The organism is Pantoea sp. X-Soil-YNGN-844 (genome assembly GCF_059730595.1).
Window position 1 is genome coordinate 3,599,807 of record NZ_AP036007.1, and the last position, 24,408, is coordinate 3,624,214.

A 24,408-nucleotide genomic window follows, 5' to 3' on the forward strand; every position below is an offset into this window, starting at 1 on the left:
GCGCAGAATATCCGGTAACAAAGCTGAAAATCGTGTCTCTCAAAAACGCCTCTGGCGTTGTAAGGTTAAGCCTCACGGGTCATTAGTACCGGTTAGCTCAACGCATCGCTGCGCTTACACACCCGGCCTATCAACGTCGTCGTCTTCAACGTCCCTTCAGGACTCTCAAGGAGTCAGGGAGAACTCATCTCGGGGCAAGTTTCGTGCTTAGATGCTTTCAGCACTTATCTTTTCCGCACTTAGCTACCGGGCAATGCCATTGGCATGACAACCCGAACACCAGTGGTGCGTTCACTCCGGTCCTCTCGTACTAGGAGCAACCCCCCTCAATTCTCCAGCGCCCACGGCAGATAGGGACCGAACTGTCTCACGACGTTCTAAACCCAGCTCGCGTACCACTTTAAACGGCGAACAGCCGTACCCTTGGGACCTACTTCAGCCCCAGGATGTGATGAGCCGACATCGAGGTGCCAAACACCGCCGTCGATATGAACTCTTGGGCGGTATCAGCCTGTTATCCCCGGAGTACCTTTTATCCGTTGAGCGATGGCCCTTCCATTCAGAACCACCGGATCACTATGACCTGCTTTCGCACCTGCTCGAGCCGTCACTCTCGCAGTCAAGCCAGCTTATGCCATTGCACTAACCTCACGATGTCCGACCGTGATTAGCTGACCTTCGTGCTCCTCCGTTACTCTTTAGGAGGAGACCGCCCCAGTCAAACTACCCACCAGACACTGTCCGCAGCCCGGATCACGGGCCTACGTTAGAACATCAAACATTAAAGGGTGGTATTTCAAGGTTGGCTCCACGCAGACTGGCGTCCGCGCTTCAAAGCCTCCCACCTATCCTACACATCAAGGCTCAATGTTCAGTGTCAAGCTGTAGTAAAGGTTCACGGGGTCTTTCCGTCTTGCCGCGGGTACACTGCATCTTCACAGCGAGTTCAATTTCACTGAGTCTCGGGTGGAGACAGCCTGGCCATCATTACGCCATTCGTGCAGGTCGGAACTTACCCGACAAGGAATTTCGCTACCTTAGGACCGTTATAGTTACGGCCGCCGTTTACCGGGGCTTCGATCAAGAGCTTCTCCTTGCGGATAACCCCATCAATTAACCTTCCGGCACCGGGCAGGCGTCACACCGTATACGTCCACTTTCGTGTTTGCACAGTGCTGTGTTTTTAATAAACAGTTGCAGCCAGCTGGTATCTTCGACTGGCTTCGGCTCGGGGAGTAAATCCCTCCACCTACGCGCCAGCGTGCCTTCTCCCGAAGTTACGGCACCATTTTGCCTAGTTCCTTCACCCGAGTTCTCTCAAGCGCCTTGGTATTCTCTACCTGACCACCTGTGTCGGTTTGGGGTACGATTCTGTGTTACCTGATGCTTAGAGGCTTTTCCTGGAAGCTGGGCATTTATCACTTCAGCACCGTAGTGCCTCGTCGTCACGCCTCAGCGTTAATAAGGGACCGGATTTACCTGGACCCTCCGCCTACACGCTTAAACCGGGACAACCGTCGCCCGGCTGATATAGCCTTCTCCGTCCCCCCTTCGCAGTAACACCGAGTACAGGAATATTAACCTGTTTCCCATCGACTACGCCTTTCGGCCTCGCCTTAGGGGTCGACTCACCCTGCTCCGATTAACGTTGAACAGGAACCCTTGGTCTTCCGGCGAGCGGGCTTTTCACCCGCTTTATCGTTACTTATGTCAGCATTCGCACTTCTGATACCTCCAGCATGCCTCACAGCACACCTTCGACGGCTTACAGAACGCTCCCCTACCCAACAACACATAGTGTCGCTGCCGCAGCTTCGGTGCATGGTTTAGCCCCGTTACATCTTCCGCGCAGGCCGACTCGACCAGTGAGCTATTACGCTTTCTTTAAATGATGGCTGCTTCTAAGCCAACATCCTGGCTGTCTGTGCCTTCCCACATCGTTTCCCACTTAACCATGACTTTGGGACCTTAGCTGGCGGTCTGGGTTGTTTCCCTCTTCACGACGGACGTTAGCACCCGCCGTGTGTCTCCCGTGATAACATTCTCCGGTATTCGCAGTTTGCATCGGGTTGGTAAGCCGGGATGGCCCCCTAGCCGAAACAGTGCTCTACCCCCGGAGATGAGTTCACGAGGCGCTACCTAAATAGCTTTCGGGGAGAACCAGCTATCTCCCGGTTTGATTGGCCTTTCACCCCCAGCCACAGGTCATCCGCTAATTTTTCAACATTAGTCGGTTCGGTCCTCCAGTTAGTGTTACCCAACCTTCAACCTGCCCATGGCTAGATCACCGGGTTTCGGGTCTATACCCTGCAACTTAACGCCCAGTTAAGACTCGGTTTCCCTGCGGCTCCCCTATACGGTTAACCTTGCTACAGAATATAAGTCGCTGACCCATTATACAAAAGGTACGCAGTCACCCCCATAAAGAAGGCTCCCACTGCTTGTACGTACACGGTTTCAGGTTCTGTTTCACTCCCCTCGCCGGGGTTCTTTTCGCCTTTCCCTCACGGTACTGGTTCACTATCGGTCAGTCAGGAGTATTTAGCCTTGGAGGATGGTCCCCCCATATTCAGACAGGATACCACGTGTCCCGCCTTACTCATCGAGCTCACAGCATATGTGCTTTTGTGTACGGGAGTATCACCCTGTACCCTGCGACTTTCCAGACGCTTCCACTAACACACATGCTGATTCAGGCTCTGGGCTGCTCCCCGTTCGCTCGCCGCTACTGGGGGAATCTCGGTTGATTTCTTTTCCTCGGGGTACTTAGATGTTTCAGTTCCCCCGGTTCGCCTTGCAGCACTATGTATTCATGCTGCAATGATGCACAGAGTGCACCGGGTTTCCCCATTCGGACATCGACGGCTGTAGCGGTTCATATCACCTTACCGTCGCTTTACGCAGATTAGCACGTCCTTCATCGCCTCTGACTGCCTGGGCATCCACCGTGTACGCTTAGTCGCTTAACCTCACAACCCACAGGCGTTTTTCAACGCTGTAAGCTGCAAGCATTTGAGAGACTCGAACGCATCGTATTTTTCATTCTTATTACGGAGAATGAAAACGACACGTCGTTTCAATTTTCAGCTTGTTCCGGATTGTTAAAGAGCAAATATCTCAAACGCGACCCGGCTGCTTACGCAACCCGAACGGTTTTGAGATACTGTATGGAGACACCTTTCACCTGTCACCAAGCAGGTGGCGTCCCCTAGGGGATTCGAACCCCTGTTGCCGCCGTGAAAGGGCGGAGTCCTAACCGCTAGACGAAGGGGACACGATAGTGTCACGACTTCGCAGCCGTCCTGCTCATTACTTTTTATCAGACAATCTGTGTGGACACTGCGCGGGAAGGTATCTTCAGGTAAGGAGGTGATCCAACCGCAGGTTCCCCTACGGTTACCTTGTTACGACTTCACCCCAGTCATGAATCACAAAGTGGTAAGCGCCCTCCCGAAGGTTAAGCTACCTACTTCTTTTGCAACCCACTCCCATGGTGTGACGGGCGGTGTGTACAAGGCCCGGGAACGTATTCACCGTGGCATTCTGATCCACGATTACTAGCGATTCCGACTTCACGGAGTCGAGTTGCAGACTCCGATCCGGACTACGACGCACTTTGTGAGGTCCGCTTGCTCTCGCGAGGTCGCTTCTCTTTGTATGCGCCATTGTAGCACGTGTGTAGCCCTACTCGTAAGGGCCATGATGACTTGACGTCATCCCCACCTTCCTCCGGTTTATCACCGGCAGTCTCCTTTGAGTTCCCGACCGAATCGCTGGCAACAAAGGATAAGGGTTGCGCTCGTTGCGGGACTTAACCCAACATTTCACAACACGAGCTGACGACAGCCATGCAGCACCTGTCTCACGGTTCCCGAAGGCACTAAGGCATCTCTGCCGAATTCCGTGGATGTCAAGAGTAGGTAAGGTTCTTCGCGTTGCATCGAATTAAACCACATGCTCCACCGCTTGTGCGGGCCCCCGTCAATTCATTTGAGTTTTAACCTTGCGGCCGTACTCCCCAGGCGGTCGACTTAACGCGTTAGCTCCGGAAGCCACGCCTCAAGGGCACAACCTCCAAGTCGACATCGTTTACGGCGTGGACTACCAGGGTATCTAATCCTGTTTGCTCCCCACGCTTTCGCACCTGAGCGTCAGTCTTTGTCCAGGGGGCCGCCTTCGCCACCGGTATTCCTCCAGATCTCTACGCATTTCACCGCTACACCTGGAATTCTACCCCCCTCTACAAGACTCAAGCCTGCCAGTTTCAAATGCAGTTCCCAGGTTAAGCCCGGGGATTTCACATCTGACTTAACAGACCGCCTGCGTGCGCTTTACGCCCAGTAATTCCGATTAACGCTTGCACCCTCCGTATTACCGCGGCTGCTGGCACGGAGTTAGCCGGTGCTTCTTCTGCGGGTAACGTCAATCGGTGCGGTTATTAACCGCACCGCCTTCCTCCCCGCTGAAAGTACTTTACAACCCGAAGGCCTTCTTCATACACGCGGCATGGCTGCATCAGGCTTGCGCCCATTGTGCAATATTCCCCACTGCTGCCTCCCGTAGGAGTCTGGACCGTGTCTCAGTTCCAGTGTGGCTGGTCATCCTCTCAGACCAGCTAGGGATCGTCGCCTAGGTGGGCCATTACCCCGCCTACTAGCTAATCCCATCTGGGTTCATCCGATAGTGAGAGGCCCGAAGGTCCCCCTCTTTGGTCTTGCGACGTTATGCGGTATTAGCCACCGTTTCCAGTGGTTATCCCCCTCTATCGGGCAGATCCCCAGACATTACTCACCCGTCCGCCACTCGTCACCCAAGAGCAAGCTCTCTGTGCTACCGTCCGACTTGCATGTGTTAGGCCTGCCGCCAGCGTTCAATCTGAGCCATGATCAAACTCTTCAATTTAAGTTTGATTTGCTTAAACAAGTTAAGCGGTGCTCATCTGTAAAACGTCATAATGAATTTCATTATGTGTTCACTCGTGAGACTTGATATTTTGTTGCGTCCGGAGACGCTGATATCAATCCTGCGAGTGCCCACACAGATTGTCTGATAAATTGTTAAAGAGCAGTGCGAACAGTGCGTTAGCGTCCTGTCGCGAGGTGGCGTATATTACGCTTTCCTCCTGCAGAGTCAACTTCTTTCTCAGAAGTTTTTCTCCGGCGGCGCAGTCTCCTGTGCCTCTCAACCCGTTTCCCGTTGCCGGTGTTCCGTGTCGATGGAGGCGCATTATAGGGATCCCGTTTGAGAGCACAACCCTTTTTTAGGATCTTTTATCTGAACGGTTATAAATGATCCAGATTGGTGAGATCGCCAGCGATCCGCGTCAGAATTGGCTTGTCAGCTGGCTAAAATGGCATCAGGCTGCAGTGAAAACAGAACAAAGGAGAACAAGATGACTTCCGCCCTACGTCCCTATAAAGATCTTTTCCCGCAAACGGGTCAGCGCGTTATGGTCGATCCAAGCAGTGTTGTCGTCGGTGATGTGATTATGGAAGATGACGTGAGCATCTGGCCGCTGGTTGCGATAAGAGGTGATGTGAATCAGGTCCGCATTGGTGCCCGTACTAATGTGCAGGACGGCAGTGTTCTGCACGTCACGCATAAATCAGCCGCCAACCCACAGGGCTTCCCTCTTATTATTGGCGAGGACGTTACCGTCGGGCATAAAGCGATGCTACACGGCTGTACCATTGGCGATCGCGTGCTGGTCGGTATGGGATCGATTCTGCTGGATGGCGTAATAGTAGAAGAAGAGGTAATGATTGGTGCCGGAAGTCTGGTGCCGCCCGGTAAAAGGCTGGAGAGCGGCTATCTCTACCTGGGTAGCCCGGTAAAGCAGGTCAGGCCGCTGAATGACAGTGAAAAGGAAGGTTTACGCTATTCCGCTAATAACTATGTTGGCTGGAAAGATGATTACCTGGCGGGAGATAACCAGATCCAGCCCTGATTATCTACATCATCCTGACGAATGGCCGCTTCGGCCTCATCTTCCAGATCCCAGCGATGGTGCTGAAACAGCGCCATCGCCTCTCCTTCACCAAAACGTGAATTCAGCGAATCGCGGCTGATTGCACAATTCAGCCGCATGCCGTTGACCATTACTGGAAAACAGACCGCGTTCAGTTCAGCGTCATAGATTTCCTCATCCGGGAACTGTATCGCCTGATTCATGGCTGCATGGCCTGCTTAAGCTGAGCAATCACGGGCGTGATTTCCGGCATCACACCGTGCCATATGTAGAAAGCATGCGCAGCCTGACCCACCAGCATCCCCAGTCCATCGGCCAGATGATCACTCCCTTGCGCCTGACACCAGCGTAAAAAAGGCGTCAGCCCGCTTTGGTAAAACATGTCGTAGCAGCGCACTTCAGAATGGATGACCTCTGCAGGTAAAGGAGGCGTTTCTCCATTCACACCACTTGAAGTGGCGTTGATGATCAGATCAAAGCGCTGATCCGTCAGCTGCTCAAAACCAGATGCCCGGATAGTCCCGCTCGCGCTAAACAGGTTCGCCAGCTCTTCAGCGCGCGCGGCTGTACGATTGACGACGGTCAGCGTCACGCCTGCTGAAAGCAGCGGCAGAATAACACCGCGTGCGGCCCCGCCCGCTCCCACCAGCAAGACATTGTGGCCAGCGTTGATCATATTCAGCCGTTCAAGATCGCTTAACAGGCCGATACCATCCGTGTTGTCTCCCAGAATCTGCCCATCACTGAGCTTTTTAACGGTGTTTACCGCACCTGACAGAGCTGCACGTTCGCTGAGCTGATCGGCAAATTCCCATGCCTGCTGTTTGAAAGGTAACGTCACGTTGGCACCACGACCTCCCTGCCCGAAAAAGGCAGAAAGCGATTGAGGAAAACCATCAACCGGGGCACAGATGCGACCATAGCGATGTTCAATGCCCGTCTGCTCAGCGAAAGCCTGATGGATCAGCGGCGATTTACTGTGGCTGATCGGATTACCGAAAACGGCGAAGTTATCCATGAATTAACCCTGACGTATGAGTTCGCCGCTAATGACATCGCGGATTTCAGAAGGATTGATTCGTCCACTCGTTTTACCCGACAGAACCGGGAACGGCTCACCAAACTGCTGCTTCACTTCTTCAGCCGTACGGCAGGGAGGCTGGCCTGACAGGTTTGCGCTGGTCGAGACCAGCGGTTTGCCAAACGCCCGACATAGCGCCTGAACATCCGGATGGTCACTGACGCGAATGGCCAGTGAATCAAACTGTCCGGTAAGCCAGCGAGGTGTCTGTGGCGGCACAGGCACGACAAAAGTCACCGGGCCGGGCCAGCAGGCAGACATCCGCTCTCGCTGGACTACAGAAAGTTCGCGCGCCGAGATGTAAGGCTCAAGCTGACTGTAATCAGCCGCAATCAGGATGAGCCCCTTCTCTACCGGGCGCTGTTTCAGCGCCAGCAACGCCATAACGGCAGATTCACTGTCAGGGTCACAGCCCAGACCAAATACGGCTTCCGTGGGATAGGCGATGACCGCCTGACGATTCAGATGCTCTAAACAGGTCTCAAGTGAATCGGCGAGGTGTTGATTTTCCATGGTCTATGAATTCTCTTCAGCGATGGCTTTGCCACAACTCTTACTGGCGCAGAAGCGCTTAACGCCCTGCGCCGTCTTTTTCTCAACTAACAGCGGATACTCACAATAAGGACAGATTCCGGCAACGGGTGTCAGATTGACGACAAACTGGCAGGCCGGATAACGATCGCAGGAGTGAAACGTTTTGCCGTAACGGGAACGCCGCTGAACTAACCGGCCTTCATGGCACTGTGGACAGGCCAGCGAGGTTTCATCCGGTTTATCGATGGTTTCTGTGTATCCGCATTCCGGATAGAGGCTGCAGCCGATAAACATGCCAAAACGTCCCTGCCGCAACACTTTATCCGCACCACATTCAGGACAGGCGTGTCCTTCCAGCACTTTGACCACATGGCCATCGGCCTGACCTTTTAAAGGTCGAATGTAGTCACAAGCCGGGTAGTTCGCGCAGCCCAGAAAAGGACCGTGTTTACCGGAGCGGATAACCAGTTCTGCCCCGCAAGCGGGGCAGGGATCCTGTTTACGCACGGTGAAGAGTGCAGCTTTACTCATAGCGATCAATGCATGAAAGGAAATTTAATGCAGCATACCTTCATTGGCGTCGAATAGCAGTTCTTCCATCTGCTGATAGGCATTTTCACATCCCGGGATGTTGAACAACACCATCAGCACCACCCATTTGAGATCCTCCAGATCAAACTCTGAGGTATCCAGCGCCATGATACGTTCGATGACCATTTCACGGGTTTCCAGGTTCAGCACCTGAATCTGCTCCAGGAACAGCAGGAAACCACGGCTGTCAGCATCTAAACGTTTGCTCTCTTCATCGGTATAAATACGCATGGAGAGCGGATCATTTGTCAGTAAAATGGGTTCTACCAGTCCTTCCTGATAGTCAGCCAGTCTTTCTAACCAGTTCAGCGCACTGTAAACATCTTCACGATGGAACCCGGCATCCGTCAGGTCATCTGTCAATCTGTCCTGATCAACACCCATTTCTGCTTCGTTGTGGATATATGTCTCAAACAAGTACATCAGTACGTCGAACATGGCATGCCCTCCTCAATCGGACATAGCCGCCGGGTACAGCTGCGATCCATCCTGCTAACTCCAGTTCCAGCAACTGAGCTGAGATAACTGGCACAGATTGGCCGGCACGTTCAGCGACAACGTCAACAGGTGTAACATCATCTCCTACGTTAGCCAACACATCAGCAAATGGCAATGGAGCATCGTCCCTCACCTCAGAATAAATTTCATCCGCCTGAGCCACGGGTAGCCAGTTAAGTGCATTTGCCAGATCTTCTGCGATGTTATTGGGATGAGCCACCAGCAGCGCGCCCTGCTGAATCAGCCAGTTTACGCCTTCGCTTAACGGGTTGCCGAGCGCGCCAGGTAAGGCATAGACATTGCGATTTTGCTCCAGCGCATAACGGGCCGTCACCAGTGAGCCACTTTTCAGCGAGGCTTCTACCACCAGCACACCGTGGCTCAGGCCGCTAATGATACGATTACGGCGTGGAAAATTAAGCGGATGCGGTATGGTCGTCAGTGGAAACTCAGAAACGATAGCACCGCCCTGATCGACAATCTCTGCGGCAAGACGGGTATGGTTTTTGGGATAAAGATGCTGCAACCCGCTTCCTAACACCGCCACCGTTTTACCGCCCACGTTAAGTGCGGCCTGATGCGCAACGCCATCAATACCCCGCGCCAGTCCGCTGGTGATGGTCAATCCGCCCAGGCTTAAATGCTGGGTAAACCAGTCACACCAGTAACGGCCATAGTGAGAGCTGTTCCGGCTTCCTACAATTGCTAACTGTGGTGTACTGATAACAGCAGGATCGCCATCAATATAAAGCAGCGGCGGAAAGCGATTGGTTTCTTTAAGACGGGCTGGATAAGCTGCATCCAGAGCGGTAATCAGATGATGAGCCGGACTCTGCGCCAGCCAGCAACAGACTTTCTCAATATTTTTTTCATTAAATTCATAATATTGCTGCCGCTGGCTGGCATCTAATCCAAGCCGGATAAGCTGATCATCGTCTGCCAGTCCGGCACCTGTCTGCTGCGCCACGTCAACCCAGCGTTTTCCTGTCATTCCGGTGACGGCCGCCAGCCGCATATACTGCTCTGTTTTGTCCATCTCCTGCTCCCTGAACGCCCTTGCTTCCTGCCGCACAATGCTGTCAATCAGGCCTCGAAAAGTCTACAATATGAGGCAGTAATCTTTTCTTAACCGAATACAGATCTGGATATTTATGTCAGTTTTGCAGGTATTACATTTCCCTGACGAGCGTCTTCGCAAAGTCGCCGCGCCCGTTAAAGAAGTTAACGCAGACATTCAGCGTATCGTTGATGATATGTTCGAGACGATGTATGCCGAAGAAGGTATCGGTCTTGCGGCTACGCAGGTCGATATTCATCAGCGCATTATCGTGATTGATGTCTCTGAAAGTCGTGAAGAGCGTTTAGTCCTGATTAACCCTGAGCTGCTGGAAAAAAGCGGCGAAACCGGTATTGAAGAGGGGTGCCTCTCTATTCCGGAACAGCGCGCGTTTGTTCCACGTGCTGAGCGGGTAAAGGTTCGCGCACTTGATCGTGATGGTAAAAGTTTCGAACTGGAAGCCAGCGAGTTACTGGCCATCTGCATCCAGCATGAGATTGATCATCTGGAAGGCAAACTGTTTATTGATTATCTGTCGCCTCTGAAGCGGCAACGAATCAAAACTAAGTTAGAGAAACTGGCGCGTCAGAACGCGCAGGCTTCCTGAGATCTTAAGAAGGGATAAACGTGTCTGCCCCGCTAAAAATCATCTTTGCCGGCACACCTGACTTCGCAGCGCGTCATCTTGACGCGCTGCTTGCTTCTGAACATCAGGTTATCGGCGTATTCACCCAACCCGACCGTCCTGCGGGTCGCGGTAACAAACTCACGCCGGGCCCGGTCAAAACGCTGGCGCTGGCACATGACATTCCGGTTTATCAGCCTAAGTCACTGCGACCTGAAGAAAATCAGCAACTGGTCGCTGATCTGAAGGCAGACGTGATGGTGGTTGTGGCCTACGGATTGATTCTGCCAAAGGCCGTACTGGATATGCCACGTTTCGGCTGTATCAACGTTCATGGTTCGCTGCTGCCGCGCTGGCGCGGAGCCGCGCCTATTCAGCGCGCACTGTGGGCTGGCGATAGCGAAACTGGCGTGACAATCATGCAGATGGACGTGGGGTTAGACACCGGCGATATGCTGCATAAGCTGGCTTGCCCGATTACCGCTGAAGATACCAGTGCAACGCTCTATGACAAGCTCGCGCAGCTTGGTCCACAGGGGCTGCTGGATACGCTGACGTTACTGAGCACAGGACAGGCTTCACCTGAAAAGCAGGATGAAACACTGGCCAACTATGCTGAGAAGCTCAGTAAAGAGGAGGCGCGTCTTGACTGGTCCCTTTCTGCAGACCAGCTTGAACGTTGCATTCGCGCCTTTAACCCCTGGCCAATGAGCTTTTTCACCATTGACGATCAACCGGTAAAAGTCTGGCAGGCAAGCGTTCTGCCGCACAGCGATCGTTCGCCGGGTGAAATTATCAGTGCGGATAAGCATGGCATACAGGTCGCGACGGCTCAGGGTGTACTGAATCTGCTGCAGTTACAGCCTGCCGGTAAAAAACCGATGTCGGCTCAGGATCTTCTCAACTCGCGCCGGGAATGGTTTGAACCTGGAACCCTTCTCGACTGACTCCCAGGCCCGGTCACTCACCGGGCCTTTTGTTTGATGACAAAACCCTATGACTAAATCTATCAACCTGCGAAGTCTTTCCGCTCAACTTATTGAGCGTGTGGTCGACAAAGGTGAATCCCTGAATACCGCACTGCCGGCCGCCCAGAAAAAACTCTCTGACAAAGATAGCGCGTTAGTGCAGGAAATCTGTTTTGGCGTATTGCGCACATTGCCGCAGCTGGAAGCGCTAATTGGCAAATTGATGGAGCGCCCACTGACCGGCAAACAGCGGGTTCTGCACTATCTGATCATGGTCGGGCTTTATCAGCTGGAATATACCCGCGTGCCTGCCCATGCCGCACTGGCAGAAACCGTCGCGGGCGCCGAAGTCCTGAAGCGTACCAGCCTGAAAGGCTTGTTAAATGGTGTATTACGCCAGTTTCAGCGTCAGCGGGAAGAGATGCTCGCCAGCATTCAGGATGGCCCACAGCGTTATCTGCATCCGGGATGGCTGCTAAAGCGATTGCAGCATGCCTGGCCGGAACAGTGGCAGCAGATTGTGGAAGCCAATAATCAGCGTCCGCCGATGTGGCTGCGGGTTAACCGCCAGCACCACAATCGTGACGCATGGCTGGCCATGCTGGTCGAAAGCGACAGAAATGCACAACCCGCTGACGACGTACCGGATGCGCTGCGGCTTGACGCGCCTGCCCCGGTCAGCCAGCTACCCGGCTTTGATCAGGGTTGGGTGACCGTGCAGGACTTATCCGCTCAGCGCTGTGCTTTGCTGCTTGAACCGCAAAATGGCGAACAGATTCTGGATTTATGCGCGGCGCCTGGCGGTAAAACGACCCACATTCTTGAAATTGCGCCGGAAGCAGAAGTGATGGCCGTCGACGTAGATGCGCAGCGTCTTAAACGCGTTGAAGAAAATCTGCAGCGGTTGGGCATGAAAGCAGAGGTGAAACAGGGGGATGGACGAACGCCGCAACAGTGGTGCGGTAATCGTCAGTTTAACCGTATTCTGCTGGATGCGCCCTGCTCTGCGACCGGTGTAATCCGCCGTCATCCTGACATTAAATGGCTGCGTCGCGATCGTGATATCGCTGAGCTGGCAAAGCTTCAGAGTGAAATTCTTGACGCCATCTGGCCGCACCTGAAACCAGGCGGTACGCTGATTTATGCCACCTGCTCTATCCTGCCTGAAGAGAATCATCAGCAGATTGATGCTTTCCTGCAACGCCAGCACGATGCTCAGGCAGAATCCCTCAGGGGTGCGCCGGCGAACGGCTTGCAGGTATTCCCGCAGGCCGAAGGCGGAGATGGTTTCTTCTACGCTAAGCTGATAAAGAAATCGGGTACAAACTGAGATGAGTATTGATAAGCGATGAAAATAATCATTCTGGGCGCAGGACAGGTTGGCGGAACTCTGGCAGAGAATCTGGTGGGTGAAAACAACGACATTACGGTGGTCGATACTGACTCTTCGCGCCTGCGTCATCTGCAGGATAAGTTCGATTTGCGCGTTGTTCAGGGCCATGGTTCCCATCCGCGAATTCTGCGTGAGGCGGGTGCGGAAGATGCCGACATGCTGGTTGCCGTAACCAACTCGGATGAAACCAACATGATCGCCTGCCAGATTGCTTATTCGCTTTTCAATACCCCGAATCGCATCGCCCGTATCCGCGCGGCCGACTATCTGCGTGATGCAGACAAGTTGTTTATACCTGAAGCGGTGCCTATCGATCATCTGATCTCACCTGAGCAGCTGGTAATCGACAATATCTACCGGCTGATTCAGTATCCTGGTGCATTGCAGGTGGTTAACTTTGCTGAGGGAAAAGTCAGTCTGGCAGTGGTAAAAGCCTATTATGGCGGGCCGCTGGTAGGAAATCCGCTCTCGATCATGCGTGAGCACATGCCACACATTGATACGCGCGTAGCCGCTATATTCCGGCAGGATCGCCCTATTCGTCCTCAGGGTTCAACCATTGTAGAAGCAGGTGATGAAGTGTTCTTCATCGCTGCCAGCCAGAACATTCGTGCGGTGATGAGTGAAATGCAGCGGCTAGAGAAACCTTATAAACGGATTATGCTGGTCGGTGGCGGCAACATCGGTTTCGGTCTGGCGCAGCGGCTTGAGAAGCACTACAGCGTTAAGCTGATTGAACGGAATCCCCAGCGCGCAGCGGAACTCGCAGAACATCTGCATGACACAGTGGTGTTTTATGGCGATGCGTCCGATCAGGAGCTGCTCGCTGAAGAGCACGTTGAGCAGGTCGATCTGTTTATCGCCGTCACCAACGATGATGAAGCCAACATCATGTCAGCCATGCTGGCGAAAAAGATGGGTGCGAAAAAAGTGATGGTACTGATTCAGCGCCGCGCTTACGTCGATCTGGTCCAGGGCAGCGTCATCGATATCGCTATTTCCCCTCAGCAAGCCACGATCTCTGCTCTGCTGGGTCATGTGCGCAAAGCGGATATCGTTGGCGTTTCATCGTTACGACGCGGTATAGCAGAGGCGATCGAAGCGATAGCGCATGGTGACGAGTCGACGTCACGCGTTGTGGGTCGTTCGATTGATGACATCAAATTGCCGCCAGGGACCATTATTGGCGCAGTCGTTCGTGGTGATGATGTGATGATTGCCAATGATAACCTGCGTATTGAACAAGGCGATCATGTCATCATGTTCCTGACCGATAAGAAATTCGTGTCAGATGTGGAACGCCTCTTCCAGCCGAGTCCGTTTTTCCTGTAAATGCCGCTTTTACAGGCTAACTCAGCATGCTGCATGCAAAACTGCCGCTTAATTAGCTGTGTTGATGGCAAAAACAGTGAGGTTTGTTAGACTTTATGGCGTTGGCTTGGGCAAGGAGATAAGTATGAGTTTAATCAAAGAGTTTCGTGATTTCGCAATGCGCGGCAACGTAATGGATTTAGCCGTGGGTGTCATCATCGGTGCAGCATTCGGTAAAATCGTTTCATCATTAGTCGCTAATATCATCATGCCACCATTAGGCTTGCTGATCGGCGGAGTCGATTTCAAATCATTCGCATGGGTTCTTAAGCCCGCAACAGGCGATGCGCCAGCTGTTGTTATGCAGTACGGTATCTTTCTTCAGACCATCTTTGATTTCGTCATTATCGCTTTCGCGATCTTTATGGCGATTAAGTTGATGAATCGTCTGTATAAGAAAAAGGAAGTTGAGAAGCCGGTTGCTAAACCGTCAAACGAAGAAGTCTTACTGACCGAAATCCGCGATCTGCTGAAACAGCAGAACACCCGGGTATAGTGAATAAGCCGCCTCCAGGGCGGTTTTTTTTACTGTAAAAGCAGAAGGGCAGTGATAAGACGCTTTCTTATCACTGCCCTCCCATCCAGTCCCCTTGCCATGTTTCTCTTTCCGCTTAAAACTGCCTTTACCCTTTTGCTTCTGCTCAATACGTTGTCGAAATAACGGGTCGTGCAGCAGAGCCTGAATCGCGTTATCGCGAATTTGCCCTTTAGTATGCTGATATTTACTCATAACGCCTCCTGTTGAGATGGTCAGATACTCTATTCCTTTGCAGCAAAATAACAAGATGCTTATTTACTCAGCGCCTCTCCCCGCTCCAGTGCCTCAAGAATTGAGCACGAAATGCTACTGTGACTGTCACCACAACACGCATCAGAGAGGTGTCGCAAAGAGCGCTGCATCGTTTCCAATTCTGCGATCATCTGAGCCACTTCACTTAGCCGCTTTTCAACGATAGCTTTCGATTCCTGACAGGTATGATGCGCAGGATCGACCCGGATGGAAAGCAGCTCTCTGATGGCTTCAAGGCTAAACCCAAGTTTACGACCGTAGCGGATAAATTTCAGACGCTGAAGATCGGCCTCGGTATAAAGGCGAAATCCTCCTTCCGTACGACCGTCATGATCCATCATCTGCTGTTTTTCATAAAAACGGATGGTATCTGGCGTGACGTCAGCAAGCTTAGCTAACTGTCCGATGCGAAACATCTACTCCTCCTCACTGAAGTGATTCTGAAGGGCTGTCGAATAATCGCCATGCAGAAAATCCGTGCTCATACCCGCCTGGCGTAATCGCAGCGCCAGCAACTGAAGCCGATGACAATGATCCTGATAGCGATGATCCTCGGGATCGAGCTGGCGAATAAGATCGTTCACTTCCATCGCCTCCCGTCTTAACTCCAGCTCCGGCGGCAGAAAGCCCGCGTTTTTCAGTAGCCGGTAGCCCGCTCTTAATTCAGGAGGAACATGACTGTCATCATCCAGCTGTAATGGCTTTCCAGAGCCCGGAAGATTGCTCAGCTCACCCTTTTCCAGCGCTGCCTTAATATGCTGTTCCGCAAGTTCATCAACCAGCCACATAATCGACTCCTTTGAACATGAAAGACATCTTTCTAAGGTAGTAAATTTCAGGCAATAAAAAACCCGCCGAAGCGGGTTTTTTACGTTGCTACAGATTACTCTGCGGCTGCTTCTGCTTGAGCTTCTGGACGATCAACCAGCTCGATGTAAGCCATCGGAGCGTTGTCACCAGCACGGAAGCCACACTTCAGAATACGAGTGTAACCACCGGCACGGCTCGCAAAACGCGGGCCCAGCTCATTAAACAGTTTTGCCACGATCTCGTTATCACGAGTACGGGCGAATGCCAGACGACGATTAGCTACGCTGTCGGTCTTGGCAAGAGTAATCAGCGGCTCAACTACGCGACGCAGTTCTTTGGCTTTCGGCAGAGTCGTTTTGATGATCTCATGACGAACCAGAGAACCGGCCATGTTGCGGAACATAGCCTGACGATGGCTGCTGTTGCGGTTCAGTTGACGACCACTCTTACGATGGCGCATGACCTTATCCTTCTCAGTGAAACCTTAACCTGTGATCTGATTATTCATCAGCAATGCTTGCTGGCGGCCAGTTCTCGAGGCGCATGCCCAGAGAAAGACCACGCGAAGCCAGCACATCTTTAATCTCAGTAAGAGATTTTTTACCAAGGTTAGGCGTTTTAAGCAGCTCAACCTCGGTACGCTGTACCAGATCACCGATGTAGTGGATAGCTTCTGCCTTAAGGCAGTTAGCAGAGCGGACAGTCAATTCCAGATCGTCAACAGGGCGCAGCAGGATCGGATCGAATTCTGGTTTCTCTTCTTTAACTTCCGGCTGACGTACATCACGTAGGTCAACGAAAGCTTCAAGTTGTTCTGCCAGAATGGTTGCCGCACGACGAATCGCCTCTTCAGGATCGATTGTGCCGTTGGTTTCCATTTCGATGACCAGCTTGTCCAGGTCGGTGCGCTGCTCTACACGCGCTGCTTCAACATTGTAGGCGATACGGTCTACAGGGCTGTAGCAAGCGTCAACTAACAGGCGGCCGATTGGGCGCTCTTCTTCTTCCGAATGAATTCGGGCAGAAGCCGGCACATAGCCACGTCCACGCTGAACTTTGATACGCATGCTGATAGCAGCGTTCTCATCGGTCAGATGGCAAATGACATGCTGAGGCTTGACGATTTCGACATCACCATCATGGGTAATGTCGGCTGCAGTCACAGGGCCAATGCCAGATTTATTCAAGGTCAGAATAACTTCATCTTTACCCTGAACTCTTACCGCCAGCCCTTTCAGGTTGAGCAGGATTTCCAGGATATCTTCCTGTACGCCCTCTTTGGTGCTGTACTCATGAAGTACACCATCAATTTCAACCTCGGTCACCGCGCAACCCGGCATGGATGAAAGCAGAATACGGCGCAGTGCGTTACCAAGAGTATGGCCAAAGCCACGCTCTAAAGGCTCAAGGGTCACCTTGGCGTGCGTCGAACTCACTTGCTCGATATCTACCAGGCGCGGTTTTAGAAACTCTGTCACAGAACCCTGCATTGTGTCCTCTCTTTGGTACTAAGCCTTACTTGGAGTAAAGCTCGACGATCAGGTGTTCGTTAATGTCCGCAGACAGATCAGTACGTTCAGGAATACGCTTGAACACACCTTCCATCTTAGTCGCATCAACTTCCAGCCAGGTTGGCTTTTCACGCTGCTCAGCCAGCTCCAGAGCGGCCTTCACGCGAGATTGCTTTTTGGCTTTCTCACGGATGCTAACGACATCATTCGGAGATACCTGATAAGAAGCGATGTTAACAACGCGGCCATTTACCAGAACAGACTTATGGCTCACCAGCTGACGTGCTTCTGCACGAGTGGCACCAAAGCCCATACGATAAACTACGTTGTCCAGACGACCTTCCAGCAGAGCCAACAGGTTTTCACCGGTGTTGCCTTTCAGACGAGCTGCTTCTTTATAATAGTTACGGAACTGACGCTCCAGCACGCCGTAGATACGACGAACTTTCTGCTTTTCACGTAACTGACCGCCGTAATCAGACAGACGCGGTTTACGCGCACCATGCTGACCAGGGGCTTGTTCAATCTTACACTTGGAATCAATCGCGCGAACGCCAGACTTAAGGAATAAGTCAGTGCCCTCACGACGGCTCAGCTTGAGCTTAGGACCCAAATATCTTGCCATTTTCTTTCTCCAACTATCCTAAAAAAACGGGCGTTATACGCGACGTTTTTTCGGCGGACGACAACCGTTATGAGGGATCGGAGTCACATCAGTAATATTAGTGATGCGGAAACCAGCGGCGTTCAAAGCACGAATCGTAGATTCGCGACCTGGACCCGGACCCTTTACCATAACTTCCAGGTTCTTAATTCCGTAATCTTTTACCGCTTCTGCACAGCGCTCTGCAGCGACCTGAGCAGCAAACGGAGTGGATTTACGTGAACCGCGGAAACCGGAACCACCGGCGGTTGCCCAACCCAGTGCGTTACCCTGACGATCAGTAATGGTAACGATGGTGTTGTTAAAAGAAGCATGGACATGAGCCACGCCATCTGAGACTTGTTTTCTTACACGCTTGCGTGCACGAACTGGTGCCTTTGCCATTATTTACTCACCCCGATTATTTCTTGATCGGTTTACGCGGACCCTTACGGGTACGTGCGTTGGTCTTAGTACGCTGACCGCGAACCGGAAGACCACGACGATGGCGCAAACCACGGTAGCAACCAAGGTCCATAAGACGCTTGATGCTCAGGGTGATTTCACGGCGCAGATCACCTTCTACAACGAATTTCGCAACTGCATCACGCAGCTGATCAATTTGTTCTTCAGACAGCTCACTGATCTTAACATTTTCAGCAATACCCGTTGAAGCGCAGATGGCTTTTGAACGGGTTTTACCGATACCGAAGATCGAAGTTAATGCGATAACGGTATGTTTTTGATCAGGAATGTTAATGCCTGCTATACGGGCCACTATGCACTCCTATAATTAAACAAGCACGTCCCATGCTGAAAAGCCCGTTTTCAGGATACTCAAATGGAAACGTACTGACATACAAAAGATTGGCTGGCTAATCTAGCCAGCTCAACCCGACTTTGCAAGAAAAATATGTGACAAAATCAGCCTTGGCGCTGTTTATGCTTTGGCTCGGCGCTGCAGATCACACGTACGACACCGTCGCGACGAATGATTTTGCAGTTACGACATAATCTCTTGACGGAAGCACGAACTTTCATTTTTACTCTCCGTAACTTCTCAACCAACTGAATTAACGGCCGTAGCCTTTCAGGTTAGCTTTCTTCAGTGCCGACTCATACTGACTGGACATCATCAGAGTTTGCACTTGAGCCATAAAGTCCATGATGACGACAACTACGATGAGCAGTGAAGTACCGCCAAAGTAGAAGGGAACCTTCATCGCATCACGCATGAACTCCGGGATAAGGCAGATAAAAGTAATATACAGAGCGCCGATTAAGGTCAGTCGTGTCATCACTTTATCAATATACTTCGCCGTTTGCTCTCCCGGACGAATTCCCGGTACGAATGCACCAGACTTCTTCAGGTTATCTGCTGTTTCACGTGGGTTGAAAACCAACGCCGTATAGAAGAAACAGAAGAAGATGATTGCAGTCGCATAGAGTAGCACATAAAGCGGCTGTCCTGGCTGCAAATACAGCGAAATTGTTGTCAGCCAGTTCCAACCGGTACCGCCCCCAAACCACGATGCAATCGTTGCCGGGAACAGAATAATGCTGGAAGCAAAGATGGCTGGAATAACGCCCGCCATATTCACTTTCAACGGTAAATGTGTGCTCTGTGCAGCGTAAACGCGACGACCCTGCTGACGTTTTGCGTAGTTCACCACAATGCGGCGCTGACCACGTTCAACGAAGATAACAAAGAAGGTCACTGCGAATACGAGTACTGCAACCAACAGCAACAGAAGGAAGTGCAGGTCGCCTTGCCGCGCTTGCTCGATGGTATGGCCAATGGCCGGCGGAAGACCCGCAACAATACCTGCGAAGATAATGATCGAAATACCGTTACCGATACCACGCTCAGTAATCTGTTCGCCCAGCCACATCAGGAACATTGTTCCTGAGACCAGACTCACAACAGCGGTAAAGTAGAAAGCAAAGCCTGGATTCATAACCAGGCCTTGCATCCCTGGCATATTCGGCAGACCGGTAGCAATACCGATCGACTGAAATATGGCCAATACCAACGTACCGTATCGGGTGTACTGGCTAATCTTACGACGGCCAGCCTCCCCTTCTTTCTTAATTTCCGCTAACGCTGGATGAACCACCGTTAATAACTGGATGATGATCGATGCCGAAATATACGGCATGATACCCAGTGCGAAAATAGAAGCACGGCTGAGAGCACCACCAGAGAACATGTTAAACATTTCAATGATGGTGCCACGCTGTTGCTCAAGCAGTTTGGCAAGTACAGTGGCATCAATACCAGGGATTGGAATAAAAGAGCCAATACGGAAGACAATGAGTGCGCCGATTACAAACAGCAGTCTGCGTTTCAGCTCACCAAAGCCGCCTTTGGCACTTTGAAAATCTAATCCCGGTTGTTTAGCCATCTGCTACTTATTCCTCGATTTTACCGCCAGCAGCTTCGATTGCAGCACGAGCACCTTTGGTGACACGCAGGCCGCGAACCGTTACCGGTGTAGATACTTCACCAGACAGAATTACTTTAACGAATTCAATCTGAACACCGACAATGTTGGCAGCTTTCAGCGCGTTCAGGTCGACGATACCGCCTTCAACTTTCGCCAGATCAGACAGACGAATCTCTGTGGTGATCATTGCTTTGCGAGAGGTGAAACCGAACTTCGGCAGACGACGGTACAGAGGCATCTGACCACCTTCGAAACCGCGACGTACGCCACCGCCAGAACGTGAGTTCTGACCTTTGTGACCACGACCACCGGTTTTTCCGAGGCCAGAACCGATACCACGACCCAGACGCTTGGTAGCGTGCTTAGACCCTTCGGCCGGAGACAGAGTATTTAAACGCATCTCTTACTCCTCCACTTTAACCATATAGGAAACCGCGTTAACCATACCGCGTACTGCAGGCGTGTCTTCACGCTCAACGGTGTGGCCAATACGACGCAGACCCAGGCCAACCAGAGTGGCTTTATGCTTAGGCAAGCGGCCGATTGAACTACGGGTTTGAGTGATTTTAATAGTCTTAGCCATCGTGATTACCCCAGAATTTCTTCAACGGATTTACCACGCTTAGCAGCGACCATTTCCGGAGATTTCATATTGCCCAGGCCGTCGATAGTTGCACGAACCACGTTAATCGGGTTAGTAGAACCATAGGCTTTTGCCAGTACGTTATGAACTCCAGCGACTTCCAGAACGGCGCGCATTGCACCACCGGCGATGATACCGGTACCTTCTGAAGCCGGCTGCATGAACACGCGGGAACCCGTGTGTGCACCTTTAACAGGGTGCTGCAGGGTGCCGTTGGTCAGCGCGACGTTAACCATGTTGCGACGGGCTTTCTCCATCGCTTTCTGGATCGCTGCTGGAACTTCACGCGCTTTACCGTAACCAAAACCTACGCGACCATTACCATCACCTACCACAGTCAGTGCTGTGAAGGAAAAGATACGGCCACCTTTAACAGTTTTAGAAACACGGTTTACCGCGATCAGTTTTTCCTGCAGTTCGCCAGCTTGTTTCTCGATGTGTGCCATCTTAGACCTCTACCTTAGAACTGAAGGCCAGCTTCACGGGCAGCATCTGCCAGTGCCTGGACGCGACCATGATATTGGAAACCGGAACGGTCGAAAGAAACACCAGTGATGCCTTTTTCGATTGCGCGTTCTGCGATAGCTTTACCTACTGCAGCTGCGGCTTCTTTATTACCGGTATACTTCAGTTGTTCAGTGATAGCTTTTTCTACAGTAGAAGCAGCGACCAGAACTTCGGAACCGTTCGGGGCGATTACCTGTGCGTAAATATGACGCGGGGTACGATGTACCACCAGGCGAGTAGCACCCAGCTCTTTGAGCTTGCGACGTGCACGGGTCGCACGACGGATACGAGCAGATTTCTTATCCATAGTGTTACCTTACTTCTTCTTAGCCTCTTTGGTACGCACGACTTCGTCGGCGTAACGGACACCCTTGCCTTTGTAAGGCTCAGGACGACGGTAGGCGCGCAGGTCCGCAGCAACCTGACCAATCAGCTGTTTATCAGCGCCTTTCAGCACGATCTCAGTCTGAGTTGGACATTCTGCAGTGATACCCGCGGGCAGCTGGTGATCGACTGGATGAGAAAAGCCCAGAGACAGGTTTACCACGTCGCCTTTAACGGCTGCACGATAACCTACACCAACCAGCTGCAGCTTCTTAGTGAAGCCTTCGGTAACACCGATAACCATTGCGTTCAGCAGCGCGCGAGAAGTACCCGCCTGCGCCCAGCCGTCAACGAAACCTTCGCGCGGAGCGAAAGTCAGAGCGTTGTCAGCATGCTTAACTTCAACAGCATCATTGATAGTACGAGTCAGCTCGCCGTTTTTACCTTTAATCGAAATTACCTGACCGTCGAGTTTTACCTCTACGCCGGCAGGAACAACGACAGGTGCTTTAGCAACACGAGACATATGTATCCTCCGATTACGCTACGTAGCAGATAATTTCGCCACCAAGACCTGCCTGGCGCGCTGCACGATCAGTCATGACACCTTTAGATGTAGAAACTACAGCGATGCCCATACCAGCCATTACCTTTGGCAGCTCATCTTTTTTCTTATAGATGCGCAGGCCAGGACGGCTTACTCGCTGAATGCTTTCTACAACAGCTTTGCCCTGGAAATACTTGAGAGTAAGTTCCAGTTCCAGCTTGATGTCGCCTTCGATTTTGAAATCTTCAATATATCCTTCTTCCTTCAGAACGTTGGCAATTGCCAATTTCAGCTTGGAGGAAGGCATGGTGACCGCAACTTTGTTCGCGGCCTGACCGTTACGGATACGGGTCAGCATATCCGCGATCGGATCTTGCATGCTCATCTGTGTTACTCCCGTGATTCAATTGGTGACAATTACCAGCTAGCCTTTTTCAGACCCGGAATTTCACCGCGCATGGCGGCTTCGCGGACCTTGATACGGCTCAACCCAAACTTCCGCAGGAAACCGTGCGGACGACCTGTTTGACGGCAGCGGTTACGCTGACGTGAAGGGCTGGAATCACGCGGCAGACTCTGCAGCTTCAGAACAGCATCCCAACGGTCTTCGTCGGAAGCGTTCACATCAGAGATGATCGCTTTCAGTTCAGCGCGTTTAGCGAAGAATTTGTCTGCTAATTTTGCACGCTTAACTTCGCGCGCTTTCATAGATTGCTTAGCCATTAAGTAACCCTACCTTACTTACGGAACGGGAAGTCAAAGGCAGCCAGCAGAGCACGGCCTTCATCATCAGATTTCGCAGTAGTGGTAATGGTGATATCCAAACCACGAACGCGATCGACTTTGTCGTAGTCGATTTCTGGGAAGATGATCTGCTCACGTACACCCATGCTGTAGTTGCCACGACCATCGAATGACTTAGCGGACAAGCCACGGAAGTCACGGATACGTGGAACTGCAATGGTGACCAGACGCTCAAAGAACTCCCACATGCGCTCGCCACGCAGAGTTACTTTACAGCCGATCGGATAGCCCTGACGGATTTTGAAGCCTGCAACTGATTTGCGTGCTTTGGTGACCAGCGGTTTTTGACCGGAGATTGCTGCCAGGTCAGCTGCTGCGTTATCCAGCAGTTTCTTGTCAGCGATCGCTTCACCAACACCCATGTTCAGGGTGATCTTCTCGACCCGAGGGACTTGCATGACAGAATTGTAGCCAAACTCTGTCATGAGTTTCTGGACTACTTCGTCTTTGTAGTAATCATGCAGTTTCGCCATCGTACTACTCCAAATTACTTGATAGTTTCGCTGTTAGACTTGAAGAAACGGACTTTTTTGCCGTCTTCGAATCTAAAGCCTACACGGTCAGCCTTACCAGTTGCCGCGTTGAACAGTGCAACGTTAGAAACCTGAATAGCAGCTTCTTTTTCAACGATGCCACCTGGTTGGTTCAGGGCCGGAACCGGCTTCTGATGTTTTTTAACCAGGTTGATACCTTCAACGATGACCTTACCAGAAGACAGGACATTCTTAACTTTACCGCGCTTACCTTTATCTTTACCGGTTAACACGATAACTTCGTCGTTACGACGGATTTTAGCTGCCATTGTTCGCTCCTTAGAGTACTTCTGGTGCCAGAGAGATAATTTTCATGAACTTTTCAGTACGAAGTTCACGAGTTACCGGCCCAAAAATACGCGTACCGATAGGCTGCTCACTGTTATTGTTCAGAATAACGCATGCATTACCATCGAAGCGAATGACAGAACCGTCCGGGCGACGAACACCCTTCCTGGTGCGCACCACTACCGCCTTCAGGACATCACCTTTTTTGACTTTACCACGAGGAATTGCTTCCTTGATGGTAACTTTGATGATGTCACCGACGCCTGCGTAGCGACGGTGCGAGCCACCCAGAACCTTGATACACATTACGCGACGTGCACCGGAGTTGTCGGCGACGTTCAGCATAGTCTGTTCTTGGATCATTTTAGTGCTCCGCTAATGTCAACTACTACTTCGGGACCTAAACCTCAGGTCGTTAGAAAGCCCCATAATTGAGGGCGCGGCATTGTAACACCGGTTCTCACAGATGGGTAGA

32 protein-coding genes, 1 tRNA gene and 2 rRNA genes are annotated in these 24,408 nt (G+C 51.8%); 6 read left to right on the plus strand and 29 right to left on the minus strand.

What is annotated here, in order from left to right; genetic code table 11:
* Positions 1-61: 61 nt before the first annotated feature.
* The 3 genes from AC6I8C_RS16670 to AC6I8C_RS16680 form a co-directional block, all read right to left on the minus strand.
* Positions 62-2,969 (minus strand): 23S ribosomal RNA (locus AC6I8C_RS16670).
* A 230-nt stretch (positions 2,970-3,199) separates the two neighbouring features.
* A tRNA-Glu gene (locus AC6I8C_RS16675) sits at positions 3,200-3,274 on the minus strand.
* An 88-nt stretch (positions 3,275-3,362) separates the two neighbouring features.
* Positions 3,363-4,902, minus strand: a 16S ribosomal RNA gene (locus AC6I8C_RS16680).
* The 16S and 23S rRNA genes sit together here with 1 tRNA gene alongside, the layout of an rRNA operon.
* Before the next feature lie 490 nt (positions 4,903-5,392).
* On the opposite strand from AC6I8C_RS16680, the gene AC6I8C_RS16685 reads away from it, so the two are divergent.
* Positions 5,393-5,947 carry a gamma carbonic anhydrase family protein gene (locus AC6I8C_RS16685; protein ID WP_013359223.1) on the plus strand — a complete coding sequence of 185 codons (555 nt, stop codon included), beginning with the start codon at positions 5,393-5,395 and terminating at the stop codon, positions 5,945-5,947.
* Here AC6I8C_RS16685 and AC6I8C_RS16690 read toward each other — a convergent pair.
* Genes AC6I8C_RS16690 through dprA form a run of 6 tightly spaced genes read right to left on the minus strand, consistent with a single transcriptional unit; the run spans position 5,914 to position 9,708 of the window.
* Positions 5,914-6,171, minus strand: a complete 258-nt coding sequence (locus AC6I8C_RS16690) for a DUF1488 family protein (protein WP_497823089.1) — start codon at positions 6,169-6,171, stop codon at positions 5,914-5,916. The two genes, AC6I8C_RS16685 and AC6I8C_RS16690, sit on opposite strands and share 34 nt — an antisense overlap.
* Entirely contained in the window at positions 6,168-6,986 is an 819-nt protein-coding gene (gene aroE, locus AC6I8C_RS16695; protein WP_497823090.1) for a shikimate dehydrogenase, read from the minus strand. Before aroE ends, AC6I8C_RS16690 begins: the two co-directional genes overlap by 4 nt.
* Before the next feature lie 3 nt (positions 6,987-6,989).
* A complete protein-coding gene (gene tsaC / locus AC6I8C_RS16700; RefSeq protein ID WP_497823091.1) occupies positions 6,990-7,562 on the minus strand; it encodes an L-threonylcarbamoyladenylate synthase type 1 TsaC in 573 nt (190 codons plus the stop codon).
* A 3-nt stretch (positions 7,563-7,565) separates the two neighbouring features.
* On the minus strand, positions 7,566-8,114 hold the full coding sequence (locus tag AC6I8C_RS16705; RefSeq protein WP_033734101.1) for a DNA topoisomerase family protein: 549 nt from the start codon (positions 8,112-8,114) through the stop codon (positions 7,566-7,568).
* A gap of 24 nt (positions 8,115-8,138) precedes the next feature.
* Positions 8,139-8,612: a DUF494 family protein Smg gene (smg, locus tag AC6I8C_RS16710; protein ID WP_013359228.1), complete on the minus strand. Its 474-nt coding sequence runs from the start codon at positions 8,610-8,612 to the stop codon at positions 8,139-8,141.
* Entirely contained in the window at positions 8,584-9,708 is a 1,125-nt protein-coding gene (dprA, locus tag AC6I8C_RS16715) for a DNA-protecting protein DprA (RefSeq protein ID WP_497823092.1), read from the minus strand. Before dprA ends, smg begins: the two co-directional genes overlap by 29 nt.
* A gap of 115 nt (positions 9,709-9,823) precedes the next feature.
* Between dprA and def the strand changes: the two genes are divergently transcribed.
* The 5 genes from def to mscL all read left to right on the plus strand — a co-directional run bounded on the left by def (position 9,824) and on the right by mscL (position 14,582).
* Positions 9,824-10,336 (plus strand): peptide deformylase, encoded by a 513-nt coding sequence (def, locus tag AC6I8C_RS16720; RefSeq protein WP_013359230.1) that lies wholly within the window; start codon positions 9,824-9,826, stop codon positions 10,334-10,336.
* 20 nt (positions 10,337-10,356) lie between these two features.
* Positions 10,357-11,301, plus strand: coding sequence for a methionyl-tRNA formyltransferase (gene fmt / locus AC6I8C_RS16725; protein ID WP_497823093.1), 945 nt, complete (start codon positions 10,357-10,359; stop codon positions 11,299-11,301).
* A 49-nt stretch (positions 11,302-11,350) separates the two neighbouring features.
* Entirely contained in the window at positions 11,351-12,652 is a 1,302-nt protein-coding gene (gene rsmB / locus AC6I8C_RS16730) for a 16S rRNA (cytosine(967)-C(5))-methyltransferase RsmB (protein ID WP_497823094.1), read from the plus strand.
* 18 nt (positions 12,653-12,670) lie between these two features.
* A complete protein-coding gene (gene trkA, locus AC6I8C_RS16735) occupies positions 12,671-14,047 on the plus strand; it encodes a Trk system potassium transporter TrkA (protein ID WP_013359233.1) in 1,377 nt (458 codons plus the stop codon).
* A 124-nt stretch (positions 14,048-14,171) separates the two neighbouring features.
* The gene (gene mscL, locus AC6I8C_RS16740; RefSeq protein WP_033734108.1) at positions 14,172-14,582 is read left to right on the plus strand and encodes a large-conductance mechanosensitive channel protein MscL; all 411 of its coding nucleotides are present in this window, start codon (positions 14,172-14,174) and stop codon (positions 14,580-14,582) included.
* Here mscL and AC6I8C_RS16745 read toward each other — a convergent pair.
* The 20 genes from AC6I8C_RS16745 to rplN all read right to left on the minus strand — a co-directional run bounded on the left by AC6I8C_RS16745 (position 14,532) and on the right by rplN (position 24,296).
* Complete coding sequence (locus tag AC6I8C_RS16745; protein WP_135907602.1) at positions 14,532-14,816, minus strand: alternative ribosome-rescue factor A; 285 nt, start codon at positions 14,814-14,816, stop codon at positions 14,532-14,534. The genes mscL and AC6I8C_RS16745 overlap by 51 nt on opposite strands.
* Positions 14,817-14,875: 59 nt before the next feature.
* Positions 14,876-15,292 (minus strand): Zn(2+)-responsive transcriptional regulator, encoded by a 417-nt coding sequence (gene zntR, locus AC6I8C_RS16750; RefSeq protein WP_013359235.1) that lies wholly within the window; start codon positions 15,290-15,292, stop codon positions 14,876-14,878.
* Positions 15,293-15,664 (minus strand): DnaJ family domain-containing protein, encoded by a 372-nt coding sequence (locus tag AC6I8C_RS16755; protein WP_497823095.1) that lies wholly within the window; start codon positions 15,662-15,664, stop codon positions 15,293-15,295. It abuts the gene before it with no gap.
* 95 nt (positions 15,665-15,759) lie between these two features.
* A complete protein-coding gene (gene rplQ, locus AC6I8C_RS16760; RefSeq protein WP_003850180.1) occupies positions 15,760-16,146 on the minus strand; it encodes a 50S ribosomal protein L17 in 387 nt (128 codons plus the stop codon).
* Between the two features lie 40 nt (positions 16,147-16,186).
* Positions 16,187-17,176, minus strand: a complete 990-nt coding sequence (locus AC6I8C_RS16765) for a DNA-directed RNA polymerase subunit alpha (RefSeq protein ID WP_497823096.1) — start codon at positions 17,174-17,176, stop codon at positions 16,187-16,189.
* 25 nt (positions 17,177-17,201) lie between these two features.
* Entirely contained in the window at positions 17,202-17,822 is a 621-nt protein-coding gene (rpsD, locus tag AC6I8C_RS16770; protein ID WP_008927131.1) for a 30S ribosomal protein S4, read from the minus strand.
* Positions 17,823-17,855: 33 nt separating this feature from the next.
* Positions 17,856-18,245, minus strand: coding sequence for a 30S ribosomal protein S11 (rpsK, locus tag AC6I8C_RS16775; RefSeq protein WP_004160563.1), 390 nt, complete (start codon positions 18,243-18,245; stop codon positions 17,856-17,858).
* Between the two features lie 16 nt (positions 18,246-18,261).
* The gene (gene rpsM / locus AC6I8C_RS16780) at positions 18,262-18,618 is read right to left on the minus strand and encodes a 30S ribosomal protein S13 (RefSeq protein WP_003850176.1); all 357 of its coding nucleotides are present in this window, start codon (positions 18,616-18,618) and stop codon (positions 18,262-18,264) included.
* Positions 18,619-18,764: 146 nt separating this feature from the next.
* On the minus strand, positions 18,765-18,881 hold the full coding sequence (gene rpmJ, locus AC6I8C_RS16785; RefSeq protein ID WP_010252805.1) for a 50S ribosomal protein L36: 117 nt from the start codon (positions 18,879-18,881) through the stop codon (positions 18,765-18,767).
* A gap of 32 nt (positions 18,882-18,913) precedes the next feature.
* Complete coding sequence (secY, locus tag AC6I8C_RS16790; protein WP_003850175.1) at positions 18,914-20,245, minus strand: preprotein translocase subunit SecY; 1,332 nt, start codon at positions 20,243-20,245, stop codon at positions 18,914-18,916.
* Between the two features lie 7 nt (positions 20,246-20,252).
* Positions 20,253-20,687 carry a 50S ribosomal protein L15 gene (gene rplO, locus AC6I8C_RS16795; RefSeq protein WP_003850168.1) on the minus strand — a complete coding sequence of 145 codons (435 nt, stop codon included), beginning with the start codon at positions 20,685-20,687 and terminating at the stop codon, positions 20,253-20,255.
* 3 nt (positions 20,688-20,690) lie between these two features.
* Positions 20,691-20,870, minus strand: a complete 180-nt coding sequence (rpmD, locus tag AC6I8C_RS16800; RefSeq protein ID WP_003850166.1) for a 50S ribosomal protein L30 — start codon at positions 20,868-20,870, stop codon at positions 20,691-20,693.
* Positions 20,871-20,875: 5 nt separating this feature from the next.
* Positions 20,876-21,376 carry a 30S ribosomal protein S5 gene (rpsE, locus tag AC6I8C_RS16805; RefSeq protein WP_003850164.1) on the minus strand — a complete coding sequence of 167 codons (501 nt, stop codon included), beginning with the start codon at positions 21,374-21,376 and terminating at the stop codon, positions 20,876-20,878.
* 14 nt (positions 21,377-21,390) lie between these two features.
* Positions 21,391-21,744 (minus strand): 50S ribosomal protein L18, encoded by a 354-nt coding sequence (gene rplR / locus AC6I8C_RS16810; RefSeq protein ID WP_003850163.1) that lies wholly within the window; start codon positions 21,742-21,744, stop codon positions 21,391-21,393.
* 9 nt (positions 21,745-21,753) lie between these two features.
* Entirely contained in the window at positions 21,754-22,287 is a 534-nt protein-coding gene (gene rplF, locus AC6I8C_RS16815; RefSeq protein ID WP_013359237.1) for a 50S ribosomal protein L6, read from the minus strand.
* Positions 22,288-22,300: 13 nt separating this feature from the next.
* Positions 22,301-22,693, minus strand: coding sequence for a 30S ribosomal protein S8 (gene rpsH / locus AC6I8C_RS16820; RefSeq protein ID WP_003850158.1), 393 nt, complete (start codon positions 22,691-22,693; stop codon positions 22,301-22,303).
* Positions 22,694-22,725: 32 nt separating this feature from the next.
* Positions 22,726-23,031 (minus strand): 30S ribosomal protein S14, encoded by a 306-nt coding sequence (gene rpsN, locus AC6I8C_RS16825; RefSeq protein ID WP_008927132.1) that lies wholly within the window; start codon positions 23,029-23,031, stop codon positions 22,726-22,728.
* Positions 23,032-23,045: 14 nt separating this feature from the next.
* Positions 23,046-23,585, minus strand: coding sequence for a 50S ribosomal protein L5 (gene rplE / locus AC6I8C_RS16830; RefSeq protein ID WP_003850155.1), 540 nt, complete (start codon positions 23,583-23,585; stop codon positions 23,046-23,048).
* Positions 23,586-23,599: 14 nt separating this feature from the next.
* Positions 23,600-23,914 carry a 50S ribosomal protein L24 gene (gene rplX / locus AC6I8C_RS16835; RefSeq protein WP_003850150.1) on the minus strand — a complete coding sequence of 105 codons (315 nt, stop codon included), beginning with the start codon at positions 23,912-23,914 and terminating at the stop codon, positions 23,600-23,602.
* A gap of 10 nt (positions 23,915-23,924) precedes the next feature.
* Positions 23,925-24,296 (minus strand): 50S ribosomal protein L14, encoded by a 372-nt coding sequence (gene rplN, locus AC6I8C_RS16840; RefSeq protein ID WP_006120590.1) that lies wholly within the window; start codon positions 24,294-24,296, stop codon positions 23,925-23,927.
* Positions 24,297-24,408: the final 112 nt, after the last annotated feature.